Annotated in this window: 22 protein-coding genes, 1 tRNA gene and 1 riboswitch; of the genes, 16 read left to right on the forward strand and 7 right to left on the reverse strand. The window is 45.7% G+C overall.

What is annotated here, in order from left to right; translation table 11 throughout:
- Positions 1 to 391 precede the first annotated feature (391 nt).
- The 11 genes from guaB (at position 392) to FS628_RS29730 (ending at position 10,836) form a co-directional block, all read left to right on the forward strand.
- The gene (gene guaB / locus FS628_RS29685) at positions 392 to 1,849 is read left to right on the forward strand and encodes an IMP dehydrogenase (protein WP_062838151.1); all 1,458 of its coding nucleotides are present in this window, start codon (positions 392 to 394) and stop codon (positions 1,847 to 1,849) included.
- Between the two features lie 414 nt (positions 1,850 to 2,263).
- Complete coding sequence (locus FS628_RS29690) at positions 2,264 to 3,652, forward strand: D-alanyl-D-alanine carboxypeptidase family protein (protein ID WP_145326586.1); 1,389 nt, start codon at positions 2,264 to 2,266, stop codon at positions 3,650 to 3,652.
- Positions 3,653 to 3,996: 344 nt separating this feature from the next.
- Complete coding sequence (gene pdxT, locus FS628_RS29695) at positions 3,997 to 4,587, forward strand: pyridoxal 5'-phosphate synthase glutaminase subunit PdxT (RefSeq protein WP_145326587.1); 591 nt, start codon at positions 3,997 to 3,999, stop codon at positions 4,585 to 4,587.
- 271 nt (positions 4,588 to 4,858) lie between these two features.
- Complete coding sequence (gene serS, locus FS628_RS29700; RefSeq protein WP_145326588.1) at positions 4,859 to 6,142, forward strand: serine--tRNA ligase; 1,284 nt, start codon at positions 4,859 to 4,861, stop codon at positions 6,140 to 6,142.
- 195 nt (positions 6,143 to 6,337) lie between these two features.
- A tRNA-Ser gene (locus FS628_RS29705) sits at positions 6,338 to 6,426 on the forward strand.
- A gap of 191 nt (positions 6,427 to 6,617) precedes the next feature.
- On the forward strand, positions 6,618 to 6,956 hold the full coding sequence (locus FS628_RS29710) for a hypothetical protein (protein ID WP_036607297.1): 339 nt from the start codon (positions 6,618 to 6,620) through the stop codon (positions 6,954 to 6,956).
- A gap of 29 nt (positions 6,957 to 6,985) precedes the next feature.
- Positions 6,986 to 7,162, forward strand: coding sequence for a hypothetical protein (locus FS628_RS31555; protein WP_186328016.1), 177 nt, complete (start codon positions 6,986 to 6,988; stop codon positions 7,160 to 7,162).
- Between the two features lie 22 nt (positions 7,163 to 7,184).
- Entirely contained in the window at positions 7,185 to 7,337 is a 153-nt protein-coding gene (locus FS628_RS29715) for a small acid-soluble spore protein P (protein WP_145326589.1), read from the forward strand.
- Positions 7,338 to 7,572: 235 nt separating this feature from the next.
- Positions 7,573 to 8,667 (forward strand): hypothetical protein, encoded by a 1,095-nt coding sequence (locus tag FS628_RS29720; RefSeq protein ID WP_145326590.1) that lies wholly within the window; start codon positions 7,573 to 7,575, stop codon positions 8,665 to 8,667.
- Between the two features lie 160 nt (positions 8,668 to 8,827).
- Complete coding sequence (locus tag FS628_RS29725; protein WP_145326591.1) at positions 8,828 to 9,700, forward strand: helix-turn-helix transcriptional regulator; 873 nt, start codon at positions 8,828 to 8,830, stop codon at positions 9,698 to 9,700.
- A gap of 98 nt (positions 9,701 to 9,798) precedes the next feature.
- On the forward strand, positions 9,799 to 10,836 hold the full coding sequence (locus FS628_RS29730; RefSeq protein WP_260871235.1) for an ABC transporter substrate-binding protein: 1,038 nt from the start codon (positions 9,799 to 9,801) through the stop codon (positions 10,834 to 10,836).
- A 124-nt stretch (positions 10,837 to 10,960) separates the two neighbouring features.
- On the opposite strand, the gene FS628_RS29735 is transcribed toward FS628_RS29730, so the two are convergent.
- Positions 10,961 to 11,530 (reverse strand): GNAT family N-acetyltransferase, encoded by a 570-nt coding sequence (locus FS628_RS29735; protein ID WP_145326592.1) that lies wholly within the window; start codon positions 11,528 to 11,530, stop codon positions 10,961 to 10,963.
- A gap of 48 nt (positions 11,531 to 11,578) precedes the next feature.
- Entirely contained in the window at positions 11,579 to 12,079 is a 501-nt protein-coding gene (gene tadA / locus FS628_RS29740) for a tRNA adenosine(34) deaminase TadA (RefSeq protein WP_145326593.1), read from the reverse strand.
- Between the two features lie 331 nt (positions 12,080 to 12,410).
- Here tadA and FS628_RS29745 point away from each other — a divergent pair, with 331 nt between their 5' ends.
- Positions 12,411 to 14,750, forward strand: coding sequence for a PAS domain S-box protein (locus FS628_RS29745; protein WP_145326594.1), 2,340 nt, complete (start codon positions 12,411 to 12,413; stop codon positions 14,748 to 14,750).
- An 18-nt stretch (positions 14,751 to 14,768) separates the two neighbouring features.
- On the forward strand, positions 14,769 to 15,470 hold the full coding sequence (gene rluF, locus FS628_RS29750) for a 23S rRNA pseudouridine(2604) synthase RluF (RefSeq protein WP_145326595.1): 702 nt from the start codon (positions 14,769 to 14,771) through the stop codon (positions 15,468 to 15,470).
- 212 nt (positions 15,471 to 15,682) lie between these two features.
- Here the strand turns inward: rluF and motB are convergent, their stop codons facing one another.
- Together motB and motA are read right to left on the reverse strand one after the other, a co-directional pair.
- Positions 15,683 to 16,501: a flagellar motor protein MotB gene (gene motB, locus FS628_RS29755; RefSeq protein ID WP_145326596.1), complete on the reverse strand. Its 819-nt coding sequence runs from the start codon at positions 16,499 to 16,501 to the stop codon at positions 15,683 to 15,685.
- Complete coding sequence (gene motA / locus FS628_RS29760; RefSeq protein ID WP_056698100.1) at positions 16,488 to 17,288, reverse strand: flagellar motor stator protein MotA; 801 nt, start codon at positions 17,286 to 17,288, stop codon at positions 16,488 to 16,490. The genes motB and motA overlap by 14 nt, the downstream gene beginning before the upstream one ends.
- A 234-nt stretch (positions 17,289 to 17,522) precedes the next feature.
- Here motA and FS628_RS29765 point away from each other — a divergent pair, with 234 nt between their 5' ends.
- The 3 genes from FS628_RS29765 to rbsK all read left to right on the forward strand — a co-directional run bounded on the left by FS628_RS29765 (position 17,523) and on the right by rbsK (position 19,361).
- Positions 17,523 to 17,816, forward strand: coding sequence for a hypothetical protein (locus tag FS628_RS29765; RefSeq protein WP_145326597.1), 294 nt, complete (start codon positions 17,523 to 17,525; stop codon positions 17,814 to 17,816).
- Between the two features lie 218 nt (positions 17,817 to 18,034).
- Complete coding sequence (locus tag FS628_RS29770; RefSeq protein ID WP_062838136.1) at positions 18,035 to 18,331, forward strand: 4a-hydroxytetrahydrobiopterin dehydratase; 297 nt, start codon at positions 18,035 to 18,037, stop codon at positions 18,329 to 18,331.
- A 43-nt stretch (positions 18,332 to 18,374) separates the two neighbouring features.
- Entirely contained in the window at positions 18,375 to 19,361 is a 987-nt protein-coding gene (rbsK, locus tag FS628_RS29775) for a ribokinase (RefSeq protein ID WP_145326598.1), read from the forward strand.
- A gap of 71 nt (positions 19,362 to 19,432) precedes the next feature.
- Here the strand turns inward: rbsK and FS628_RS29780 are convergent, their stop codons facing one another.
- The 3 genes from FS628_RS29780 to FS628_RS29790 form a co-directional block, all read right to left on the reverse strand.
- Positions 19,433 to 19,789 carry a c-type cytochrome gene (locus FS628_RS29780; protein ID WP_145326599.1) on the reverse strand — a complete coding sequence of 119 codons (357 nt, stop codon included), beginning with the start codon at positions 19,787 to 19,789 and terminating at the stop codon, positions 19,433 to 19,435.
- Positions 19,790 to 19,939: 150 nt separating this feature from the next.
- Positions 19,940 to 20,434: a GNAT family N-acetyltransferase gene (locus FS628_RS29785; RefSeq protein ID WP_145326600.1), complete on the reverse strand. Its 495-nt coding sequence runs from the start codon at positions 20,432 to 20,434 to the stop codon at positions 19,940 to 19,942.
- 355 nt (positions 20,435 to 20,789) lie between these two features.
- Positions 20,790 to 21,260: a C40 family peptidase gene (locus FS628_RS29790; RefSeq protein ID WP_145326601.1), complete on the reverse strand. Its 471-nt coding sequence runs from the start codon at positions 21,258 to 21,260 to the stop codon at positions 20,790 to 20,792.
- 3 nt (positions 21,261 to 21,263) lie between these two features.
- Positions 21,264 to 21,401, reverse strand: a riboswitch (cyclic di-AMP (ydaO/yuaA leader).
- Positions 21,402 to 21,540 lie beyond the last annotated feature (139 nt).

Raw genomic sequence — 21,540 nt, forward strand, 5'->3', positions numbered from 1 at the left:
GGGAGAGTAGGACGCCGCCAAGCAAAGAACCACTGCCGATGTTATTCGGTGGTGGTTTTTATTATATAGTTGTAATATGCAGTATGGGATTAAAATACAGATTGAATTTGGTGATTTATCAGCACAATAGTATGTATAAAGGTGACGTTATTCGATACGAATTGACGTTTTTTTGTCGTAATAACTAGACTTGTCCGCTCTGGAAAAACAGTTGTGTTCATCAGGCAATACACCTGATATAACCAAGTACTTTTCCTTGACAGTCTAAATATCGCTTTGCTAAGATGGCAATAATAAATTTTTCAGAAAACGTATTTTCGGCGTGAAATACAGCCTGGAATCTTCGGGTTTTGGACCGTAAAGCTGAGCAAACATAAGGAGGAACACTTGCGTGTGGGAAGATAAATTTGGTAAGGAAGGCCTCACCTTTGATGATGTATTGCTAGTGCCACGGAAATCCGAGACACTGCCTAAAGAAGTAGATGTATCTATTCGTTTGAGCGATAGTGTAAAGTTAAACATCCCTTTGATCAGTGCAGGTATGGATACGGTAACTGAAGCGACACTGGCTATTGCCATTGCGCGTGAAGGCGGTATCGGTATTATCCATAAAAATATGTCGGTTGAACAACAGGCAGAAGAAGTGGATCGAGTTAAACGTTCGGAGAGTGGTGTAATTACAAACCCGTTCTCACTGACAGCAGATCACCTGGTATCTGATGCGGAAGCAGTTATGGCGAAATATCGGATCTCCGGTGTACCTATTATTGAAGGAGATCAGAAGCTGGTTGGTATTTTGACCAACCGCGATTTGCGTTTTATCCATGATTACGGCATCAAAATTAGCGAAGTCATGACTCGTGAGAATCTGGTTACAGCTCCTGTAGGTACTACACTGCAAGAAGCTGAAGGTATCCTTCAGAAGCATAAGATTGAAAAACTTCCATTAGTTGATGAGACGAACACGTTGAAAGGTCTTATCACCATTAAAGATATTGAAAAAGCTATTCAATTCCCTCATGCAGCCAAAGATGCTCAAGGCCGTTTGTTGGTTGGTGCAGCGATTGGTATCTCCAAAGATACATTCGAACGTGCAGATGCTTTGGTACAAGCTGGTGTCGACTTGATTACGGTAGACTCGGCTCACGGACACCACATCAACATCATTGAAGCTGTACGTCAGCTTCGTGAACGTTTCCCTAGCCTGACCATCGTTGCAGGTAACGTCGCTACTGGCGCAGCAACTCGTGACCTGATCGAAGCAGGTGCTTCAGTGGTCAAAGTGGGTATTGGCCCAGGGTCGATATGTACAACACGTGTTATCGCTGGTATCGGTGTACCTCAAGTAACTGCAGTATACGATTGCGCAACAGTTGCACGTGAATATGGAGTTCCGATTATCGCAGATGGCGGAATTAAATATTCTGGTGAAATCACGAAGGCACTGGCTGCAGGAGCACACGCGGTTATGCTGGGAAGTTTGTTTGCCGGCACAGCGGAAAGCCCGGGGGAAACTGAGATCTTCCAAGGACGTAGCTACAAAGTATATCGCGGTATGGGTTCAATGGCTGCAATGAAACAAGGTAGTAAAGATCGTTACTTCCAAGATGATGACAAGAAACTGGTTCCGGAAGGAATCGAAGGTCGTGTCGCTTACAAAGGACCATTGTCCGATACGATCCACCAACTGATTGGTGGTCTGCGTTCGGGTATGGGATACTGTGGTACAAGCAACTTGGAGCAGCTTCGTAACGATACGGGCTTTATCCGAATTACAGGTGCGGGACTGCGCGAAAGTCATCCCCATGATGTACAGATTACCAAAGAAGCACCTAACTACTCGTTGTAATCGGAAGAGAGTTAATCATTTCCAGGACAGGCTCGGTGATTTTCACCGGGTCTGTCTTTTTTTGCAGATACCCCTGTGATAGAATAGAACAAGCGGTGCGATCCAGGAATGGATTAAGGTGTTGCGGCGGCTATTTGACGTGAATCTATGAATATGGTTTTGAAAAGCAAACGGAATGCCAGAAAAGACTGGAAGCTAAACAGAAGCGCGGACGTCCTTTTACATAAGCATTCGCAAAATGCGGACTAAGTGACAATTAATAACGAACTTTAGGAGCAATAATATTGCTTGTTCGATATAGCGCATATACCACACATCTCATACATCTTTGCACAGGCTAGGGAATAAGAAAATTGCAGCTTAAGCTGCACTGAAGCATTTAACCATGCTTTGGATCGAAGGGAGTATTCATCATTGAAAGCCAAACACATGAATAAAAAGAAACGCCAAATGCTCAAAAAGAGCGTAGCCTCGGTTATGCTAATTAACATGCTATGCATGTCTGCAGTAATGCCGGTTATGGCTGCTGCCGATAACTCCAGTCAGGTTCTGACTGCTGCAGCGACAACAACGAAGACGGAGAAAGCCGTACAAGTTCCTGGAGTAGACTCACTGGGGCTTGAAGTTAGATCAGCAGTGCTTATGGAAGCCTCAACGGGACAGATCCTACTAAATGTCGATGCGGATAAAGCAATGCCGCCTGCCAGTATGACCAAGATGATGACAGAGTACATTGTCGCAGAACAGGTCAAACAAGGAAAATTCGGTTGGGACGATATTGTAACTGTCAAAAAGAATGCTGCACAAAGTGTCGGATCACGTATCTTCTTGGCGGAAGGAGATCAGCATACGGTTAGGGATCTTTATATTGCTATGGCTGTTGGCTCTGCCAATGACGCTACGGTTGCTTTGGCTGAACATGTTGCAGGTTCGGAAGAAGCTTTCGTGAAAATGATGAATGATGAAGCGAAGCGTATGGGGATGAAGGATACCTTCTTTATTAACTCTTCGGGTCTGGATCGTGCAGATATGCCTGCCGACTTCCGCCCGGCGGAAGATAAGGAAACAGTGATGTCTGCGCTGGATGCAGCGATTCTGTGCCGATATATCATTATGGATCACCCGGACTACAAAGAATTCACAACCATTCAATCCTACAAGTTCCGTCCTAATGATAAAGCTCCAATCATCAATTACAACTGGATGCTGGAAGCGAATAAAAATATAACCAATTTCAAAAGCTATGCCTATGAAGGTCTCGACGGAATGAAAACAGGACATACCACGAATGCGGGCAATAACTTCACGGGTACGGCGGAGCGTAACGGTATGCGTCTGATCAGTGTTGTTATGGGCACTGATTCGGAATCTGCACGTTTCAGAGAAACCAAAAAGGTACTGGACTTTGGATTTAACAACTTTGAAGTGAAACAAGCTGTCGCAGGCAAGAACAAAGTAACGGGTTGGGAAGCTGTACCTTTGAAAAAAGGGAAAGAAACGACCGTTCCTGTCGTAACAGATAATGCGGTAAGTTTCGTTGTTCCCAAAGGTACTCAAAACCTGGATGTGACGTTCAAAGCCAACGTAACTGAGGCCGATAAGCTAGTAGCACCAATCAAGGCAGGTACGAAGGTTGGTACGGTAACGTACACGTACAAAGCGGATGGAATTGAGCCTCAGGAAAAAACAGTGAACTTGATCACTGCTGAAGAGGCTGATAAAGGCGGATGGTTCCGTCTGTTCTTCCGTGCTGTAAAGGATTTCTTCGTGGATCTCTTTGACGGCATCAAAAACCTGTTTTAACCAATAGCGAATTTCTCGAAAAAGAGCATGATCATGTTTTTTAATATTGATGTGGTCAAATCACTGATAAAATGCAAGTTATTCCAACCGGATGGATTGTATATTTACAATTTTTCCGGTAAAATATCAAGTTAGAATTCTACGTATGATGATGTAAATAAGTCCATTGTTCTTTTACCTGGGAGAGCGGGTTAACCGTTATATTCAAGGTAATGAACGACATATGCATTACGGGCCGAAGTGTCTAAGAATCTTGGAGCAGCGATGAAAGTCATTGAGATTTCCAAACTTGCACCTTCTGAGCGTATGCAAGATCCGGCTGGTAAGAGAAGGGGAATGTTCATATGAAGATCGGCGTATTAGCACTTCAGGGAGCTGTCACAGAGCATATTCGGAGTATTGAACGTGCCGGAGCAGAAGGTGTGGCAATCAAACAGGTTCAGCAATTAGAGGATCTGGACGGTCTTATCCTTCCTGGCGGGGAAAGCACCACGATCGGTAAACTGATGCGCAAGTACGGGTTTATGGATGCCATTCGAGCGTTTGCTGCTGAGGGCAAACCGGTATTTGGTACCTGTGCTGGTTTGATCGTTATGGCCAAACATATTGCAGGGCAAGAAGAGGCTCATTTGGAGCTAATGGATATGACTGTATCCCGAAATGCATTTGGACGGCAGAGAGAAAGCTTTGAGACAGACTTACCAGTCAAAGGTATTGAGGAAACGGTAAGGGCTGTGTTTATCCGTGCACCCTTAATTGAGAGTGTTGGAGACCAGGTAGAGGTTCTCTCCACTTACAAAGATGAGATTGTTACTGCACGCCAGGGACATTTGCTGGCTTGCTCCTATCATCCGGAGTTGACGGATGACTATCGTCTGCATGCTTATTTTGTAGACATGGCCAAATCCTACAGACCCTCGGTAGACCCTAAATAAAGCATGATGTACAACCTATGATCTCCCGGTCATCGGATCACTTCCCCAGAAGCCTTGTAGGGCCGCTGGTTGGCAGTTGCATCTGACGGATGCCTGATGTTGCTTGTATCTGCTTCAAAGCGGGAATCGCAGCGGAGGGTGACACCTGGACCATAGGTTGTTTTTTTGGTTACAGGGTCCGATAAGTATATAGTAAGGTATACACAGTAGAGTTATGAGATTGGATTAAACATAAAGCTTCACTTCGTGGGGTTATTTAGGAGGTTATATCGTGCTTGATGTGAAAATATTGCGGAATGAGTATGCACGTGTAGAAGAAGCATTGACTAACCGTGGCAAATCGCTGGATCTTGTCGCTGGATTTACGGAAATGGATGCCAAGCGTCGGGAATTGCTTCAAGAGAGTGAAACGCTGAAGAGTCGCCGTAATACGGTATCTGGTGAAGTCGCTAGATTGAAGAAGAATCGTGAGAATGCAGACGAACTGATTGTGGAGATGCGTGAAGTCTCTGACCGAATCAAAGCCATGGACGAAGAAGTTCGTGAACTGGAAGTGAAGATCAATGATCTCACGATGGCCATTCCGAACATTCCTAACGAAAGTGTACCTATTGGAGCTTCTGAAGCGGATAATGTTGAGATTCGTCGCTGGGAAGAGCCCAAGTCATTTACTTTTGCACCAAAAGCACACTGGGAAATTGCACAGGATCTCGATATCCTTGATTTTGAAGCAGCTGCCAAAGTAACAGGGTCCCGTTTTACCTTTTATAAAGGTCTGGGTGCACGTCTGGAACGTGCATTGATCAATTTCATGATGGATCTGCACAGCGATCAGCATGGATATGAGGAGATCTTGCCTCCATATATCGTCAATCGGGACAGCCTGTTCGGAACAGGTCAACTGCCTAAGTTCGAAGAAGATCTGTTCAAGTTGAAAGATACTGAATATTATCTGATTCCTACCGCTGAAGTTCCGGTAACGAACTACCATCGCGAAGAGATTCTGAATATAGATCAATTGCCTAAGCACTTTGTGGCTTACAGCTCTTGTTTCCGTTCTGAAGCCGGTTCGGCTGGACGGGATACACGTGGGTTGATTCGTCAGCATCAATTCAACAAAGTAGAGTTGCTGAAGCTTTCTACTCCAGAGACATCGTATGAAGAGCTGGAGCAAATGACACAAAATGCGGAGCGCGTGCTTCAATTACTGGGCTTGCCATACCGTGTTCTAACACTTTGCACCGCAGATATGGGCTTCACTTCAGCTAAAACGTATGATATTGAAGTGTGGTTGCCTGAGAGCGACACCTATCGTGAGATTTCTTCCTGCTCCAACTGTGAGGACTTCCAGGCACGTCGTGCCAATATCCGTTTCCGCAGAGAGCCAAAAGCTAAACCGGAATTTGTTCATACATTGAACGGTTCAGGATTGGCCGTTGGTCGTACTGTAGCAGCAATCCTGGAGAACTATCAACAGGAAGATGGCACGGTTGTTATTCCGGAAGCATTGCGTCCTTATATGGGCGGTATCAGTGTGATTGCACGTCGTTCTTAAGAGTGAGTTAACGGTTCACATCTCAAAAAGAATACCAATTCTGTCCGTCATTTCTGAATGGCGGATAGGAAGGTATTGTATATCTAAATCCGCGATCTGAACTAAATTTCAAATAGCGATATAAAAAAGGTTGCATCTTCATATCTAATTGTGGTATGATACTTTTCGTGGCAAGTTTATAAAAGTTAATTCCCTGGAGAGGTACCGAAGCGGTCATAACGGGGCGGTCTTGAAAACCGTTAGGGGGCAACTCCACGTGGGTTCGAATCCCACCCTCTCCGCCATACTACACTTATAATAAGGATTCGAGCGATATCGCTCGGGTCCTTTTTTGCGTTCTATGTACGTATAAAGCCCTGAATCTACAAGTTGGTCGCCGTTGTATAGGTTGCCCAGTGTAACGGCATATTTCAATCACGCTGTTATGTATAAAAACATCTTCATCGCCGCACTTTATAGGAGTGGAGGTGGTAAGATGAACCGCGAGTTAAACATCGATCAAACAGAGCTTGTAGGGGCCTGGCAAGAACGTTTGCCTCAAGTCCTGAATGTTGGAGACCAGGCTCAGGTAATGGCCGATGAAGCCGATCAGCAGGCTATTCGGATACACATTGCTACAGCAGGGCACGAGATGTACTCTTTTGATTTCAAATGTGCATATGTCGATTCCCGTGAAGTCAGCGTACAGCTGATTGATGTGGAACGTGATGGACGAACGACAGATGAGCGTACAGAACCGATTCAGGAACTGGCTCACGATTATACACGGCACATTCATGAATGCGCCCAGTCGTTACAATCCCAGACGAGATAATAGCCTGAAATCTGAAGGAGTGAACTCAATTGACTAAAGCCAAAGCGGGAGTAGACAAAAACCTGCAAAATGTAATTGATGATCTGGAGCAGCCAGCCGTAAACAGTCATCATGCTCAGCAGATTCAGCAAGATATTAATGATCGCCGTCATCAGGATGCACTGAATCATGATAAAACGGAAGATAGGGACCCATCCCATTCCTAAACAATGATGAGGGGGCAATAATATGAGCAAACCGAAAACAATTCCCGTACCAGAAGCGCAAGCATCCGAACAGCATCATCATTCATCCAAACGCTCTTCCATGCAGGAGCCCTTATCCGGTTCCAAAAAAGTTAAAAATCAAAACCACGTGGATCATTTGAATCCTCAAGGTTAATAGAAGAAACAGATTTACAGCAAAAGTCCCTTGTTACCTAACAGGGGGCTTTTGCGTATTCATACATATATAAAGACATGCACATGGTTTTTCCCAAAGCTGACATAGGTCTTTGTAGCCATTTTAAAGAGGAAAGATCACATTTTTCCCAAATTAGGTTTCGGTATCGGGTGATATGGTATATCATTGAGATTGAATTACTTTTTTTGGGGTTATCACGAGAGGAGAGAAAAAAATGACTAAACGTATGGGGGCGCTTCTTCTTACATTGCTGTTGACCGTATCTATGGCATTGACAGCATGTAGCAGCAAGCAGGAACCAAAAGAGGCATTGAAGACGGCTGCGGCCAATGCTTCCAAATTGACTTCGTATGAAATGAGTTCCAACTTTACAATTAATGAATTGAGCTATAAACCTGGGGATGCGTCACAAACTGATCCTACTATGACTCAGTTTATGAGCATGCTGAAGGATGCTCAATTGAATGTAACGGGTGTATACCAAAGTGAGCCAATGCAGACAGAGATGACTGTTGGCATCGAGCTTAAAGGCGACATGGGTATGACCTTTAACATTCCAATGGTGATGACGGCAGAGAAACTCTATGTGAAGGTGCCGAACATTCCATTCTTCCCGATTCCTGAGAATGTTGTTGGTAAATTCCTGGAGCTGGATCTGAAAGAATTGGCTGAGCAAGAGGGCACAGAATGGAACCCGGATGCTATGGACGCAGCCAAAACGCAAAAGCTGAGCAACGAAGTAATGGACGCAGTGCTGGGCGAGTACGATCAAGCTAAATTCTTTAAAAACCTAGACACCAAAGATGCACAACTTCCTGAAGGTGTAGATGCGAAGCAGGTTGTACAATTCTCGGTGAATAATGACAATGTTAAAGAAGCGGTTACTGTACTGGTAACGAAAGCTATGCCTAAAGTATTGGATATTCTGTCCAAAGAGGAATATCGTGAATTGCTGCAAATGGATCAGGCTGATATAGACAAAGCTAAAGAAGATCTGAAAATCACTGAGGCAGATCAGGCTGAAATGGCTAAAGACTTGGACAAATTGAAAGATGTTCTGACAATTAACCAATTCAACATCGATTTCGCATTGGACAAAAACGACTTCCCGGTATATCAAAAGATGGTTGCTGATGTGCTGATCAAGCCGGAAGATACGAAAGACGAAGTGAAATTGGCATTTACCGGTTCCAATACGTATACCAAGATTAACGAAAAAGCAGCATTCAAAATCAACATCCCTACGGGCGATGACGTAATTACCATGCAAGAGTTCGAAGAACTGATGAACGCTTCGTACGGTTACTAATCTCGCTGAGTTCAACCAAAACCGTCTGTGATTCAAGTGAAGGATATTCTCCTTCCGCTTGGATACAGGCGGTTTTTTTTGAATGAAAATATAGTCTATACAATGAATCGGACGGAGGATAAACTATTTATAAATGAGAGGGGATTAGGGGGAGTACTCAATGATAACACCGGATGAAGAGCAGCTTGCTTATGAATTCATTGAGCATCCTGTTCATGTATGTGGGATTTATCGTACTGTATTGCGTGCAGACATGATTTACGATGGGCACCGGGAGAAACGAACAGAAAAAAGTGCTTTGCTGCTGGTGTTACAAGGACAGGCAGAGTTTTATTTTACGAATACGGATGGTACGAAATATCTTTATCATATGCAACCAGGCAAGGCCTTTATCGGGGGTAAGAATATGCACCTGGAGATCCATGTCGGAGACAGGAACTTTGAGTATGTATTAGTTCATTACTTGCCGGCAATGCAAAAGGAAAAGGGGCTTCACTCGTTTCATACGGATCAAGTCTATGAGCTGCGGATGAGCTTGAATGATTCAGAGTCTGGAGTTCAAGGGGAATTGATGCTGGCTCTCCTTAACGTTGCTTCCAATCCGGGGTATATGAACCAACTGGAGAAGCAGACCCTATTTTATCAACTGCTCATCTCGGTATTCCGTGGAGCGAGAAATGCAAGGAATACATCAAGTGTTAAATGGGTAGATTCAGCTCAGGAATTCATTCAACATCAGTATGCTGAACCACTGACGCTTGAAGGTGTTGCTGCTCAATTCGATATGAAACCGAAATACTTTTCACATTTGTTTCAAAAATACACGGGGATGGGTCCGATGCGTTATCTGATGCAGTATCGTCTGAATCGCGCACAGGAGTTGCTGGAGATCGGAAGTTACACCGTGAAAGAGGTATCTGCAAAGGTAGGTTATGCGGACCCCTACTACTTCAGTCGGGTGTATAAATTGCATAAGGGCTGTGCCCCGTCTGAAGTGAGAAAGATTATGGGACCTGGAAAGAATCCATCCTGAATCGGACAGTGTCCATTGTACAGGCGGATATCACTGATATAATTGATAATGATAATTGTTATCATAAATTCGCTGAAGTAATTGGAGGAGCTCTAGAGATGCATAGAACAAGATATAAGGGTTGGGTCATGCTAATTGCAGTATTGAGTTTAGTTTTACTATTGGCTGCCTGCTCGTCGGGTGAAAAAAAGTCAGAGCAAACGACAAGTCAGACGGAGCAAAGTGCTACTGGTACAGTCGAGAGTTCCGGCTCATCATCTGAATCCGCAGATGGGTCATCTGATAACTATCCACGTACGGTACAGACTGCTCGGGGAGACATGGAAATCAAACAACAACCGAAAAAGATAGCTTTGGCGCATTGGGGATTGAGTGATGATCTGCTCGTATTTGATCTGGATTCCGTGGCTATCACGCTTCCTTTTACAGAAGATCAATCGTTGTTGAAAAGTGACTTGTACAAACCGTATGTTGAAAACAAAAACACGATTGATATCGTGGGTGAGAATACACAAGTGAATCTGGAAGCATTACTTGCTTATGAACCGGATTTGATTATTGCTGGCAATGAGACGAACAAGGACATTCTGGAGCAACTCGATCAGATCGCACCAACTGTTGTACTGGATGAGACCAAGCAGGATGTATTCAAGGAATGGCGTAAAGTCATTACAGATCTGGGGCAGATTTTGGGACAGGAAGAAACGGCTATACAGTATATTAATGATTTTGATCAAAAACTTGCAGATGGTAAAAGCGAGCTTCAATCCATCGAAGGAACGGTTGCATTCATGCAGGTTCGTGAGAAACAGGCCTATCTTCAGGGTGCCGACTATATCTCGGAATATTATGAAGGTCTCGGACTAACACCTCCGTCCACAGAGGCTGGAGAGCTTACACTGGAAGGGATTGCGAAGCTCGACCCGGATTATCTATTTTTGGGGTACTTCAATATGGAAGATCCATCTCTGTCTGCTGTAACGGATGAATGGGAGAAAAGCGCTGTCTGGAAAGGACTCAAGGCAGTGAAGAATGGGCATGTTTATAAGATAAATGGACAGGTTGCCTTTGGTTTTGGGCCGGTTAGTAAGTCTTACGGTGTAGAGCAAATAACGAATAGTTTGAAAGCCCAATAAAAAAGTGCCATACAAATAAAACCGCACTCTTCCCTAAATACTAGGGTAGTGCGGTTTTGTACATTGAATTTGTATATTGTTGAATTGGAAATACAGAAGGTTGTGAGGATAAGTTTCTTCTCAATTAATTCGCAAGTTCATCCAAATCTTCAGCAAGTACAGCGTAGATCTGATGATCCTGATATTTGCCGTTGATCTTGAGATATTTGCGAGCAGTACCTTCGAATTGGAATCCGTTCTTCTCTAGAACTCGCTGCGACCCCTTGTTGGAGGGTAATACCGCAGCCTGAATCCGATTTAACTTCAGCGCACGGAAGCCATAAGCTACGGCGAGTTTAACCGCTGCTGTCATTCGTCCACCGCCCTGATAATCCGGATGGATAAAGTAACCCATGTCAGCATAATTGGCAACGCCCAGTACCACATTGTTGAGACTTACTTGTCCAATGAGCAGGCTGTCTTTAATGGTATAGATTCCAAATTGATATCCTGTACCTTCTTCTGCTGCCTTGGCCCGATCCTGAATCCGCCGAGTCTGAGCATCCAGTGTATAGAAATCGTCCTCTCGCACAGGTTCTACAGCTTGATATGGGATGCGTGTGATCTGAATGAGGTCCAGATAGGATTGTGTATCTTGGGGTGTGAGCAACCGAAGGCTTATGCCATTGGCTGTATCATAGAGCGTTAGTGCCATTGCAACACACTTCCTTTCCATTTGGGATGTCGTATTTGATAATTACTGTCATTTTTTGCGCAACCGTCTGAAAAATTGAGTCAGCATCGTGGAGCATTCAGGCTGAAGAATATCCGGGACAACCTCGGTACGATGGTTAAAACGAGGCTCCTGTAGCAGATTCATCAGTGTACCTGCGCAGCCTGCCTTGGGATCAGCTGTACCATAGATTACGCGGGGGACTCTGGATTGTACAATTGCACCTGCACACATTGGACAGGGTTCCAGAGTGACGTATAGCGCACAATCCAGTAAACGCCAAGCTCCAATCGTCTCACTTGCCTGACGGATAGCTACCATCTCCGCGTGGGCGGTGGAATCCAGGGTAGTTTCACGCAGATTATATCCACGACCAATGATTTGGTTATTTTGTACGATTACAGCTCCAATCGGAACTTCCCCAAGAGCTTCGGCTTTGTAAGCCTCGGCAATGGCCTCTCGCATCCAATGCTCATGCTGAGCTTCCTCGGATAAATGTGAAAGGTCGGGCTGGAGAGAATGGTCAGTCATTACAATATAACTCCTTCCAAAAGCGTTTATTCAGCGAACAAGCATTCGGGTTGTTAACATGTTGTGCATAGAATTGTGGATAACCATGCAGTTGCTCACATAGTTATAAACAAACTATCCACAAGCCTGTGGATTTGTGGATAAATATAGTGATTAATTTCATTGTAGAGTCCAAAAAGGCAAAAAACAACGAATTTCGAGCATTTCAGCCAATCGGTAACTTTTGGACGGAGGTCAATTATACTTTTCAAATAGACATACAAGCGTTATGATGGGTATAGGTTTTGCCATATATCGCCAGAGGGTACAAGCCGAGAGGTGAACAAAAAAGTTGTCTATTAAAACGAAATTATCCATGATTATGTCGTGCTCAGTGCTCGTGATTTTAGTGTTGAATATCGCACTGAGTTATTATACTACAGAAGAGAATCTGCGGCAGGACAGTGAAAACAAGATGGTGCTCACTGCGAAGCAGATTGCAATTGCTGTCGAACAGAATCAATACAGTTCGGATTATGTAAAACGACAGATTGGAAACAATCTGTGGCTTGCTGCCGTAATGGCAGCGGAAGAATTGGACCCGGATATTAATAATATCACAAATGAAGAACTTGTTCGCATGAGCCAAAAGGTCGGCGTCTCGCATATTTCGTTGATGGAGCAGACGGATGATGACATTGTGGTCAGTCGCTCTTCAGATCCGAGAGAGATCGGACTATCCACCAAATCCATGACCTATTGGTATCAGGCCTTTAAGCAGTTGTTTGAAAAACAACAGGTGACGATTCCCCAAGGGCAGAAGTTGGATCATTTCTGGTCAGATGGATTCGAGTATTCTACATCCAGTCCTTCGGATATTGATATCTGGGGTTACTACCATGATGGAAAGAGAAACTACATAATCAATCCTTTCTATAATAATACGGAAGTTGATGACTATGTGAAAATCTCTAGTCCGGATGAGATTTTGAATAAAATCCGTGAGGTCAATCCCTCCATTCTGGAGATTACAGGCATCAATCCGTTAACTTTCGGCAGCCCGAACATGGGTGGTGACGGAAGAGATTCGAACTTTAGCAAGTTGAATAACAGACCGATTCGTTTCGGCACATACCAGTATGGTTCTACGGATGAGGACCATCGTGCTGTGGTGCGTGCCATTCGGACAGGGCAAAATGTGTCTTTTGTCAGTGAAACGCACGAACAGAAGGTACTGAAGAGTTTTATTCCCATTTTCACACCCAATCAGTCTTCCTATGTCATCAGTATTGTCATGGACTATAAGCAAATATCCTCCATGGTATCGGAGCAGCTGGTGAGCCATGCCTCAATATCTCTGGTTTTACTGGAGATCGTGATCTTTGGTAGCTATTTGCTCGCAGGCTATATTACACGCCCGATCCAATCCATACTGGGCAAAGTGAATGAAGTAGCGGATGGACACTTTGATTTTCGTCTGAAAGTCCGGAGGAAGGATGAACTTGGCCAGCTGGCCAACCGTATTAATGCCATGATTCGCAATCTCGGCCATTATACGAGCCGCCTGAAACAGATGTATGAAGAGAATCGGGCGGTTAAAGAGCATCTGGAGTCCATCATCAATCAGACGGCTGATGCCATTCACATTACGGATCTTGAAGGGAAAGTGCTACGGGTTAACCGGGCATTTGAACAATTATATGGTTTTCGAAGTCGTGAGGTGGAAGGTCGTAATCTGAAGATCATCCCGCCAGAGGCAGAGGAAGAAATGAAACGTCAGCATGCCCAACTCGTTGAGGGGATGTCCATTACGTCCAATGAAACCACCTGGATGAAGAAAGATGGAACCCGGGTAGAGGTCAGTGTCAGTACGGCTCCAGTACGAGACGAAGCTGGAGAGATTACCGCGCTTATTAGTGTCTCCAGGGACATTACAAGCCGTAACAGGATGGAAGAGCTGCTCAGACGCTCTGAGAAACTAACAACGGTGGGCCAGCTTGCAGCGGGTGTGGCACATGAGATTCGTAATCCACTGACCACACTGCGCGGGTTCCTGCAGCTCCAGCAAGAGAGCAATAAGCTGAATCATCGTCATCTGGATCTGATGTTATCGGAGCTGGATCGCATCAACCTTATTGTCGGTGAGTTTCTGATTCTGGCGAAACCGCAGGCAGTTCATTTTCAGAATCGGGATGTTCGGTTTATTCTCGGTGATGTCATCTCGTTGCTGGATAGTCAGGCGCATCTGCATGGTGTAGAATTTGTACTGCGTGCCTCATCCGATTCGGCTATGGTACACTGTGAAGAGAACCAGTTGAAGCAGGTATTTATCAATTTGCTGAAAAATGGCATGGAGGCTATGCCAAATGGAGGAAGCATCCATATTAAGCTCAAGCATGACGAACAGCTGAACCGCGTCAGAATTGAGATCAAGGATGAAGGGATTGGTATCCCGGAAGAGATGATGCCCAAACTTGGGGAGCCTTTCTTTACGAATAAAGAGTCTGGAACAGGGCTTGGCCTTATGGTCAGTCAACGCATTATTCAATCACATAAGGGCATGATGGATATTAAAAGCGTCATGAACAAGGGAACAACGGTTATTATTGAACTGCCTGCATCCGAGCAACAACCGGAAGTTATTGAGGTAGATCAGGTAACGGATGAATCACTTACAGATGAAGAGAAATAGATGAGGTGAGATTACCTTTTGCGTATTAATAAATTTATTAGTGAAACAGGTTACTGCTCCCGGCGTGAAGCAGACAAGTTGGTGGATAGCGGTCAGGTAACGATTAATGGAGTTAAGGCTGAACTGGGTAGTCAGGCAGAAGAAGGCGACGATGTACGAATCAATGGCAAGCCGATCAAGGAAAAGAGAAAACACGTATACATTGCCCTGAATAAACCGATTGGGATCACAAGCACAACCGAGCAGCATATTCAGGGGAATATCGTTGATTTTGTCGGGCACGATGAACGCATCTTTCCAATTGGGCGTCTGGATAAGGACTCAGAAGGTTTGATCCTGATGACCAATGACGGAGATATCGTTAACCGGATTCTTAGAGCAGAAGGACGCCATGAGAAAGAGTATATCGTCACTGTTGATCGATCTGTAACCCCGAGTTTCCTTAGAGGCATGAGCACCGGGGTGAAGATCCTGGGTGAGATGACCCTGCCTTGTACAGTGACCCGGATGACGGATCGAGTATTCCGTATTATCCTGACTGAAGGAAAGAACCGTCAGATTCGGCGTATGTGTAGTGCCTTTGGCTACGAGGTTCGTAAGTTGAAGCGTATTCGGATCATGAACATTCATCTTGGAGAAATGGCGACAGGTTCATGGAGAGAGCTCACCGCCGTAGAAAAAGCGGAACTGGGCGGTCTGCTGGACTATTCACTGGAATAGTCGACTCAACTTTGACTAATTTAACCGATTGTAGCCCTGCTTTCCGAAAAGGAGCGCAGGGCTTTTTGGTGCAGAGTTAATGAAGGCTGGTCAATAATACCGAATAGTACGGAAATATGTAGATAAACTAAGCGTAAGCCCTATATAAACCTAAAAGACCGTTCTCCTTGTATCCGGAGAACGGTCTTTGGTTAATGAATCGCTGCAGGCCTCTAGTTTCCTTCGCCTACGGCTTTTACATTCGTGTTGTTACTTTGATACTTCCGAATGATAGACACCTCTACGCGGCGATTCTGTGCGCGTCCGGTATTGTTATCGTTGCTGGCAATGGGGTGATACTCTCCATAACCACTTGGTGTGAATTTGGAAGGGTCCAATTGCGTGTTCAGCAACAGGATTTTCAGGAAGTTGAGCGCACGATCCGCACTCAGATCCCAGTTATCCTTATATTGGTTGTTCGAAATGGGAATATTATCGGTATGACCGGATACCACCACTTCATACTCAGGGAACTCCTGCAGCATGCTTGAAATTGCTTTGGCCAGGGATCGTGATTCAGGCTTCACATCTGCTCGGCCTGAGGAGAACAGGGCGTTATCACTGATGGTGATCTTCAATTCAGATTGATTCAGCTTGGTGTTCAGCTGGTCGGAAAGCCCGTTCTTCGAGATATACTGGTCAAGCCGTTTCTTGAGCTTCTCCAGATTCTCTTGCTCTTTCTGAGCCATCTGAGCATCGGTGATCTGATTTGGTGATTTTTTCGTAATCTCCTCAGGCTGTTCTTTCTTCTTACCAAGATCAGCACCCGGAGTTTCAGGATTCATGGAGCTATAATCAAGGACACCTGATCCACCATTCAATGCGCTGCTTAGTGCGGAAGCCATTTGTTCAAACTTACCCGCATCAATGGAACTCATGCCGAACAACACAATAAACAGAGCGAGCAACAAGGTCATCAAGTCGGAATAAGGGAGCAACCAACTCTCGTCTGCATGCTCTTCATGTGGCTCATGCTTCTTAGCCTTTTTCACCTGATGAACCCTCCTTCTCTTCCAGTTGTTTACGTTCGGAAGGTGTCAGGAATACAGATAATTTCTGATTGATAGCAATGGTGGAAACACCGGATTGAATCGAGAGCAGACCCTCAACCATCATGAGCTTGATTTCCATCTCTTGCTTGGACATCCGCTTCAACTTGTTGGACATTGGATGCCACAGTACATAACCTGTGAAGATACCCAAGAGGGTAGCGATGAATGCTGCTGCGATCGCTTGAGAGAGCTTATCCATATCGCTAAGGTCCGCAAGGGCTGCGATCAAACCAACTACGGCTCCAAGAACGCCAAGTGTTGGAGCATACATACCTGCTTGGGAGAAGATCAGTGCACCACTGCGGTGACGTTCCTCTGTAGTGTGAATATTTTCCATTAGAACATCGCTGACGAAATCTTGATCGTTCCCGTCGATAATCATTCGCATGCCGCTGCGAAGGAAATGATCGTCGATTTCTTCAACTTTTGATTCTAGTGCAAGCAAACCTTCACGACGGGTAGTGGAAGCCCAGTCCATAAATGTGCCGATTAGGGATACGCGATCGATCAATTTTTGCTGTTTGAACAAAATTCCGAAGAGCTTCGGAATTCTCTTGACTTCTGACATAGGGAATGCCATAAAAATACTTGCTGCGGTACCAACAAATATAATCATGTAGGCTGCTGGGTTGTTGACCAGATTAATTACGGGAGCATGCTTCAACATCATACCGATTACAAGTGAAGCGAGTCCCAAAACAAGTCCAATAATTGTTGAAATGTTCATCATACACCTCATCCATGAGATAAAATTGAATCCTTTCAAGCGGCTAAATTCGGGCTTCCGGACGAACGTAGAGCCGCAATTCGTTTAATGCTTGGCACTCTTTTGGATTGCCAAAACAGTTAAAACGATCATGTATAGTATTTATCGACCAATAGGCCTTTTTTTTTAAGGGCTATTTTCAGGTATAATAAGATCAAATCCGCTCCTTAGGGGCCGAATAGGAGTGAAAAGCCAATGGGCGTAAAGCATGGACGGGATTATGAAGGAATTTTGACAGATTTGACAACGGCACTCGGACGCATACCGGATCGGTATGTTTTCTTTGAAATGGACTCGGAAGAGTGGGAGAGACTAGGCGCGCCTGAGCAACTTGAAGTGGATGAGGCGTTGGCGGAAGATCTGTTCTATGCACTGGGTGAAGAGTCTGTCATCCCGGTTGGAAGTGGAGTCGTCATCCATGATAAGGATCAGCACCGCATTCATATTTTGATCGGGGAAGAAGAGTTAACGTTTGTACCTTTAATTTAGTGTGTGCACATGTCCTCAAAGCCTTACGGTTATTGGATCTATGCCATTCAGTTAATTGTATTTTGAAGCTTGTCCGTGGTAAGATGTTAGTCGTGAAATGGGCCAACTGCATGGCAGTGAGCCTGCCCTTTGAGGTTGCTATAGATCGCATCGAAGGTGTCGGTGGTTATACGGACATTCGTCTGTAATGTACCATCTTATGGGGAGGAAGATAACGCATGGTTTTTTCGCAAGAGGAAGTCGAAGCTCATCTGGGGAGGCTGGAAGGCTGGGAACTGGAAGAGGGACGGTGGATTGTACGTAAATTCGTGTTTTCCAACTACATGAAAGGGATTGCATTTGTGGATGAGGTCGCTGCGATCTCGGAAGCATTCAATCATCATCCTTTTATCACGATTGACTATACAACGGTTACGCTGCGTCTTACGTCATGGGATGCGGGCGGTATTACATCTGTAGATATTAAGGAAGCAGGACAGTATAACGAAGCTTATGACAAAATGAGGTCGGAATAACGAGTTCGGTTATTATCGCACGGCGGAAGTGAGTGAACCATACATGTCAGACTATAATCAGAAACAACCTCTTATTGCTGTCGTAGGCAGTCTCAATATGGATCTCGTGGTGAAGACAGACACGATTCCGGAAGAGGGAGAGACGGTGAGCGGGGAGGAACTGCATTATCTCGCTGGTGGCAAAGGGGCGAACCAGGCTGTTGCCGCTGCACGTCTGGGTGGACAAACCACGATGATTGGTGCGGTGGGGTCGGACGGTTTTGGCGAACGTCTACTGCACAGTCTGACGGAGAGTGGTGCAGATGCCTCGCAGGTTCGCATATTGGAAGACACGGTTACAGGGACGGCGTCCATTTGGCTTTCTAGGGGAGACAACCGGATTATTGTTATTCCTGGCGCGAATGGACAAGTTGTGCCTGCGATGCTGGAAGAGGCGGATACGGTAAAAAGCCTGACTGCAGCCGCAGCGGTGCTGCTGCAGCTGGAGATCCCGCTGCCTGCGGTCACCCGCGCCGCCCAACTGGCGGCTGAAGGCAGCGCACTGGTAGTGCTCAACCCGGCTCCCGCGGTGCCGGGTCTGCCCCAGGAGCTCCTGCGGTGCGTCGACGTTGTCACGCCGAACCGCAGCGAGCTTGCCGTGCTTACCGGCCGGGATCATCTCCGGCCGGAAGACCTGGATGCGGCGGTCGCAGAGCTCGCCGCATCCCTCGGGGCCGCTGTCGTCACGACGCTCGGCCCCGAGGGGGCAGTGTACGCGGCGGCGCCTGGTGGCCGCGTACAAGCAGGGCATGCCGGCGCGTGCCGTGCGCCCGGCTACGCCGTAAGCGCCGTCGATACGACCGGCGCTGGCGATTGCTTCAACGGCGCGCTGGCGGTAGCCCTAGCGCGCGGTGAGACCTTGGACGCGGCTGTAGGCTTCGCCATGGGCGCGGCCGCGTTATCTGTGACGAAGCTCGGCGCCCAGTCCGGGATGCCGTCCGCACGTGAAGTCGAGGCCTTTCTGGCCGAACACACGCCAGAAGCTCAATAATCTGCATAACAAAGAGGCTCTTATTCTCCCAAAAGGGGATTAAGGGCCTCTGTGTTATGCGTATGCAGAGATTATTTCTTCTCTGACAGCCACATGGCGATATTGGCAATCTCTTCATCCTGCAGTTTGCCCTTAAAGGCAGGCATGCCACCTTTACCTTTGACAATCGTAGAATAGATCTTCTCCAGATCATCCTGGCTACCGATGTTTGCCAGAGCAGGACCTACGCCACCCTGAAGCTGATCACCGTGACAGGTAATACAGTTGGCTTTGACCAGTGCCTCAGCCTGTCCTGCATCCATCGTTACTTCCGGCATGGTTGGTTTCGCTTCTTCAGCCACTTCCTCTTTCCCTGGAAGCGTAAACATTAAAACAATAGCTAAAGCGCATGCTGCAAAAAATACCCCGCTCATGATCCATTTGTGCATCCCTTATGTCCCCTCCAGAATGAAAGATCATCTAACCTGAAACTATCCATATCATTATAACGGAACCTGTAGTCACATCATAGCATTTTGTGGTAATTTTTTGAACTAATCACATAACAAGGGGCAGATTTGGTTATTTTGCAATGGATTCTAATCACGAGGCCCTTTATAGACCATGCAGTGAAAAGGCTTTAAGCCGCTTGGGGTCTGTCGTTCGTATGTATCCTGGGTGACAAATCCACTCTTCAGATAGACTTGAATGGCACGGGCATTCCAAGTCAGCACTTCCAGGTCAATCTCATTCGTCGGGTTCCGGCGAATGGCTTCCTGTACAATGGCGGTGACAAAAGCTTTCCCTTGACCCTGACCGCACAGCTCTGGATGCATGCCGAGGCCAATCCGAGTTACGCCTTGAAGGGGGAAGTATTGAACAAATCCACATATGCGTTCGTTCTGATCTAGAACAATCGCATATTGTTCCTGCCGCAGCTGTGCATCCCCAAATTCCACTTCCAGTGCTTTCATCTGCTCCCAGGGGAGCCAGCTGTAAATATTGTAAGGCGGCTCGTATTGCCAACTGCAGATAAGCTCCGCATGTTCTTCTTGCATGGGTACAACATGAAACGTCACAGGGGCTTCATTCATACATCTGCACGCTCCTCTCATTCATTACCAAACCCTCAGTCCACTCTACAAAAGAGCAGTTCTTTTAGCAAGTCTGCAGCTTTGGGAAAAAAATGAAACAAAAGTTCCAGTAATTTCGTTTATATTATAACGGGATGGGTAAAAACATCATAAGGGCACGGACAAACGAACGCAAAGTGAAGCTGTTGATGTCGCAGGATATGCCTCGTGTGTTACTTGCAACGTGAACAGGGAAAGAAGCACAAAAAAACCGCCGGATACATTCCTGCGGAGAATGTACCGGGCGGTTCTGTTATGCTTCTTATTTCGTTCCAGTATGGTTAATGGTTACAGCATCATGTTGCTCAGCTTGTCCCTAGTCAAGGGCCAGTGATTCATATGCGTCCGTGCTCATAATCCGTTTAGCGCCAACATAACGATTGGCCCAGTAGTTTTCACTCAATGCACTGATCGTAACACCTTTGGAAGAAGAGGAGTGTGCGAACTTTCCATCCCCTACAAAGATTCCTACATGGGATACGCCTTTACCTGTTGTATTAAAGAATACCAGATCGCCAGCTCTCATCTCCATGCGGGATACGGAATCGCCCATTTCGAATTGGGAACTGGATTGGCGTGCCAAATCAATACCCAACTTGTCAAATACATACCGTGTGAAACCGGAGCAGTCAAAGCCGTTAAGCGTTGTTCCCCCGCTTTTGTATGTAGTTCCCATTGCTGAATCAATTACTGTATCCATTTTTGAATCTGCGAATGCGCTGCCTGCACCAAGCGATAATGCGAATGTGAGGCTAAGTACAGCTGCGGTTAATTTCTTTTTGAACAAGAGATATACCCCTTCCAATGCCTGCGAGGTTAGCTTAAGGATTCGGTTGAAGGTCCCCTATGATCCCTCTGTAGCAAGATCAATTCACCCATAACTGGTTCCCCCGCTTCCCAGGTGCCAGGAATTTGGCTATGCTAGTTATGCACCTGCGAAATCAAGAAATGACGATTTAATTTTAAGTAGTTACAAATATGAATGTAAAGATTACAAAGTTGTTACTAAAAACTCACTGCGATTATTGTAACAGAGGAGTATTGATTTGGCAACGTTTAGCAACAAA

The organism is Paenibacillus xylanexedens (assembly GCF_007676705.1).
Taxonomy (GTDB): domain Bacteria; phylum Bacillota; class Bacilli; order Paenibacillales; family Paenibacillaceae; genus Paenibacillus; species Paenibacillus xylanexedens_C.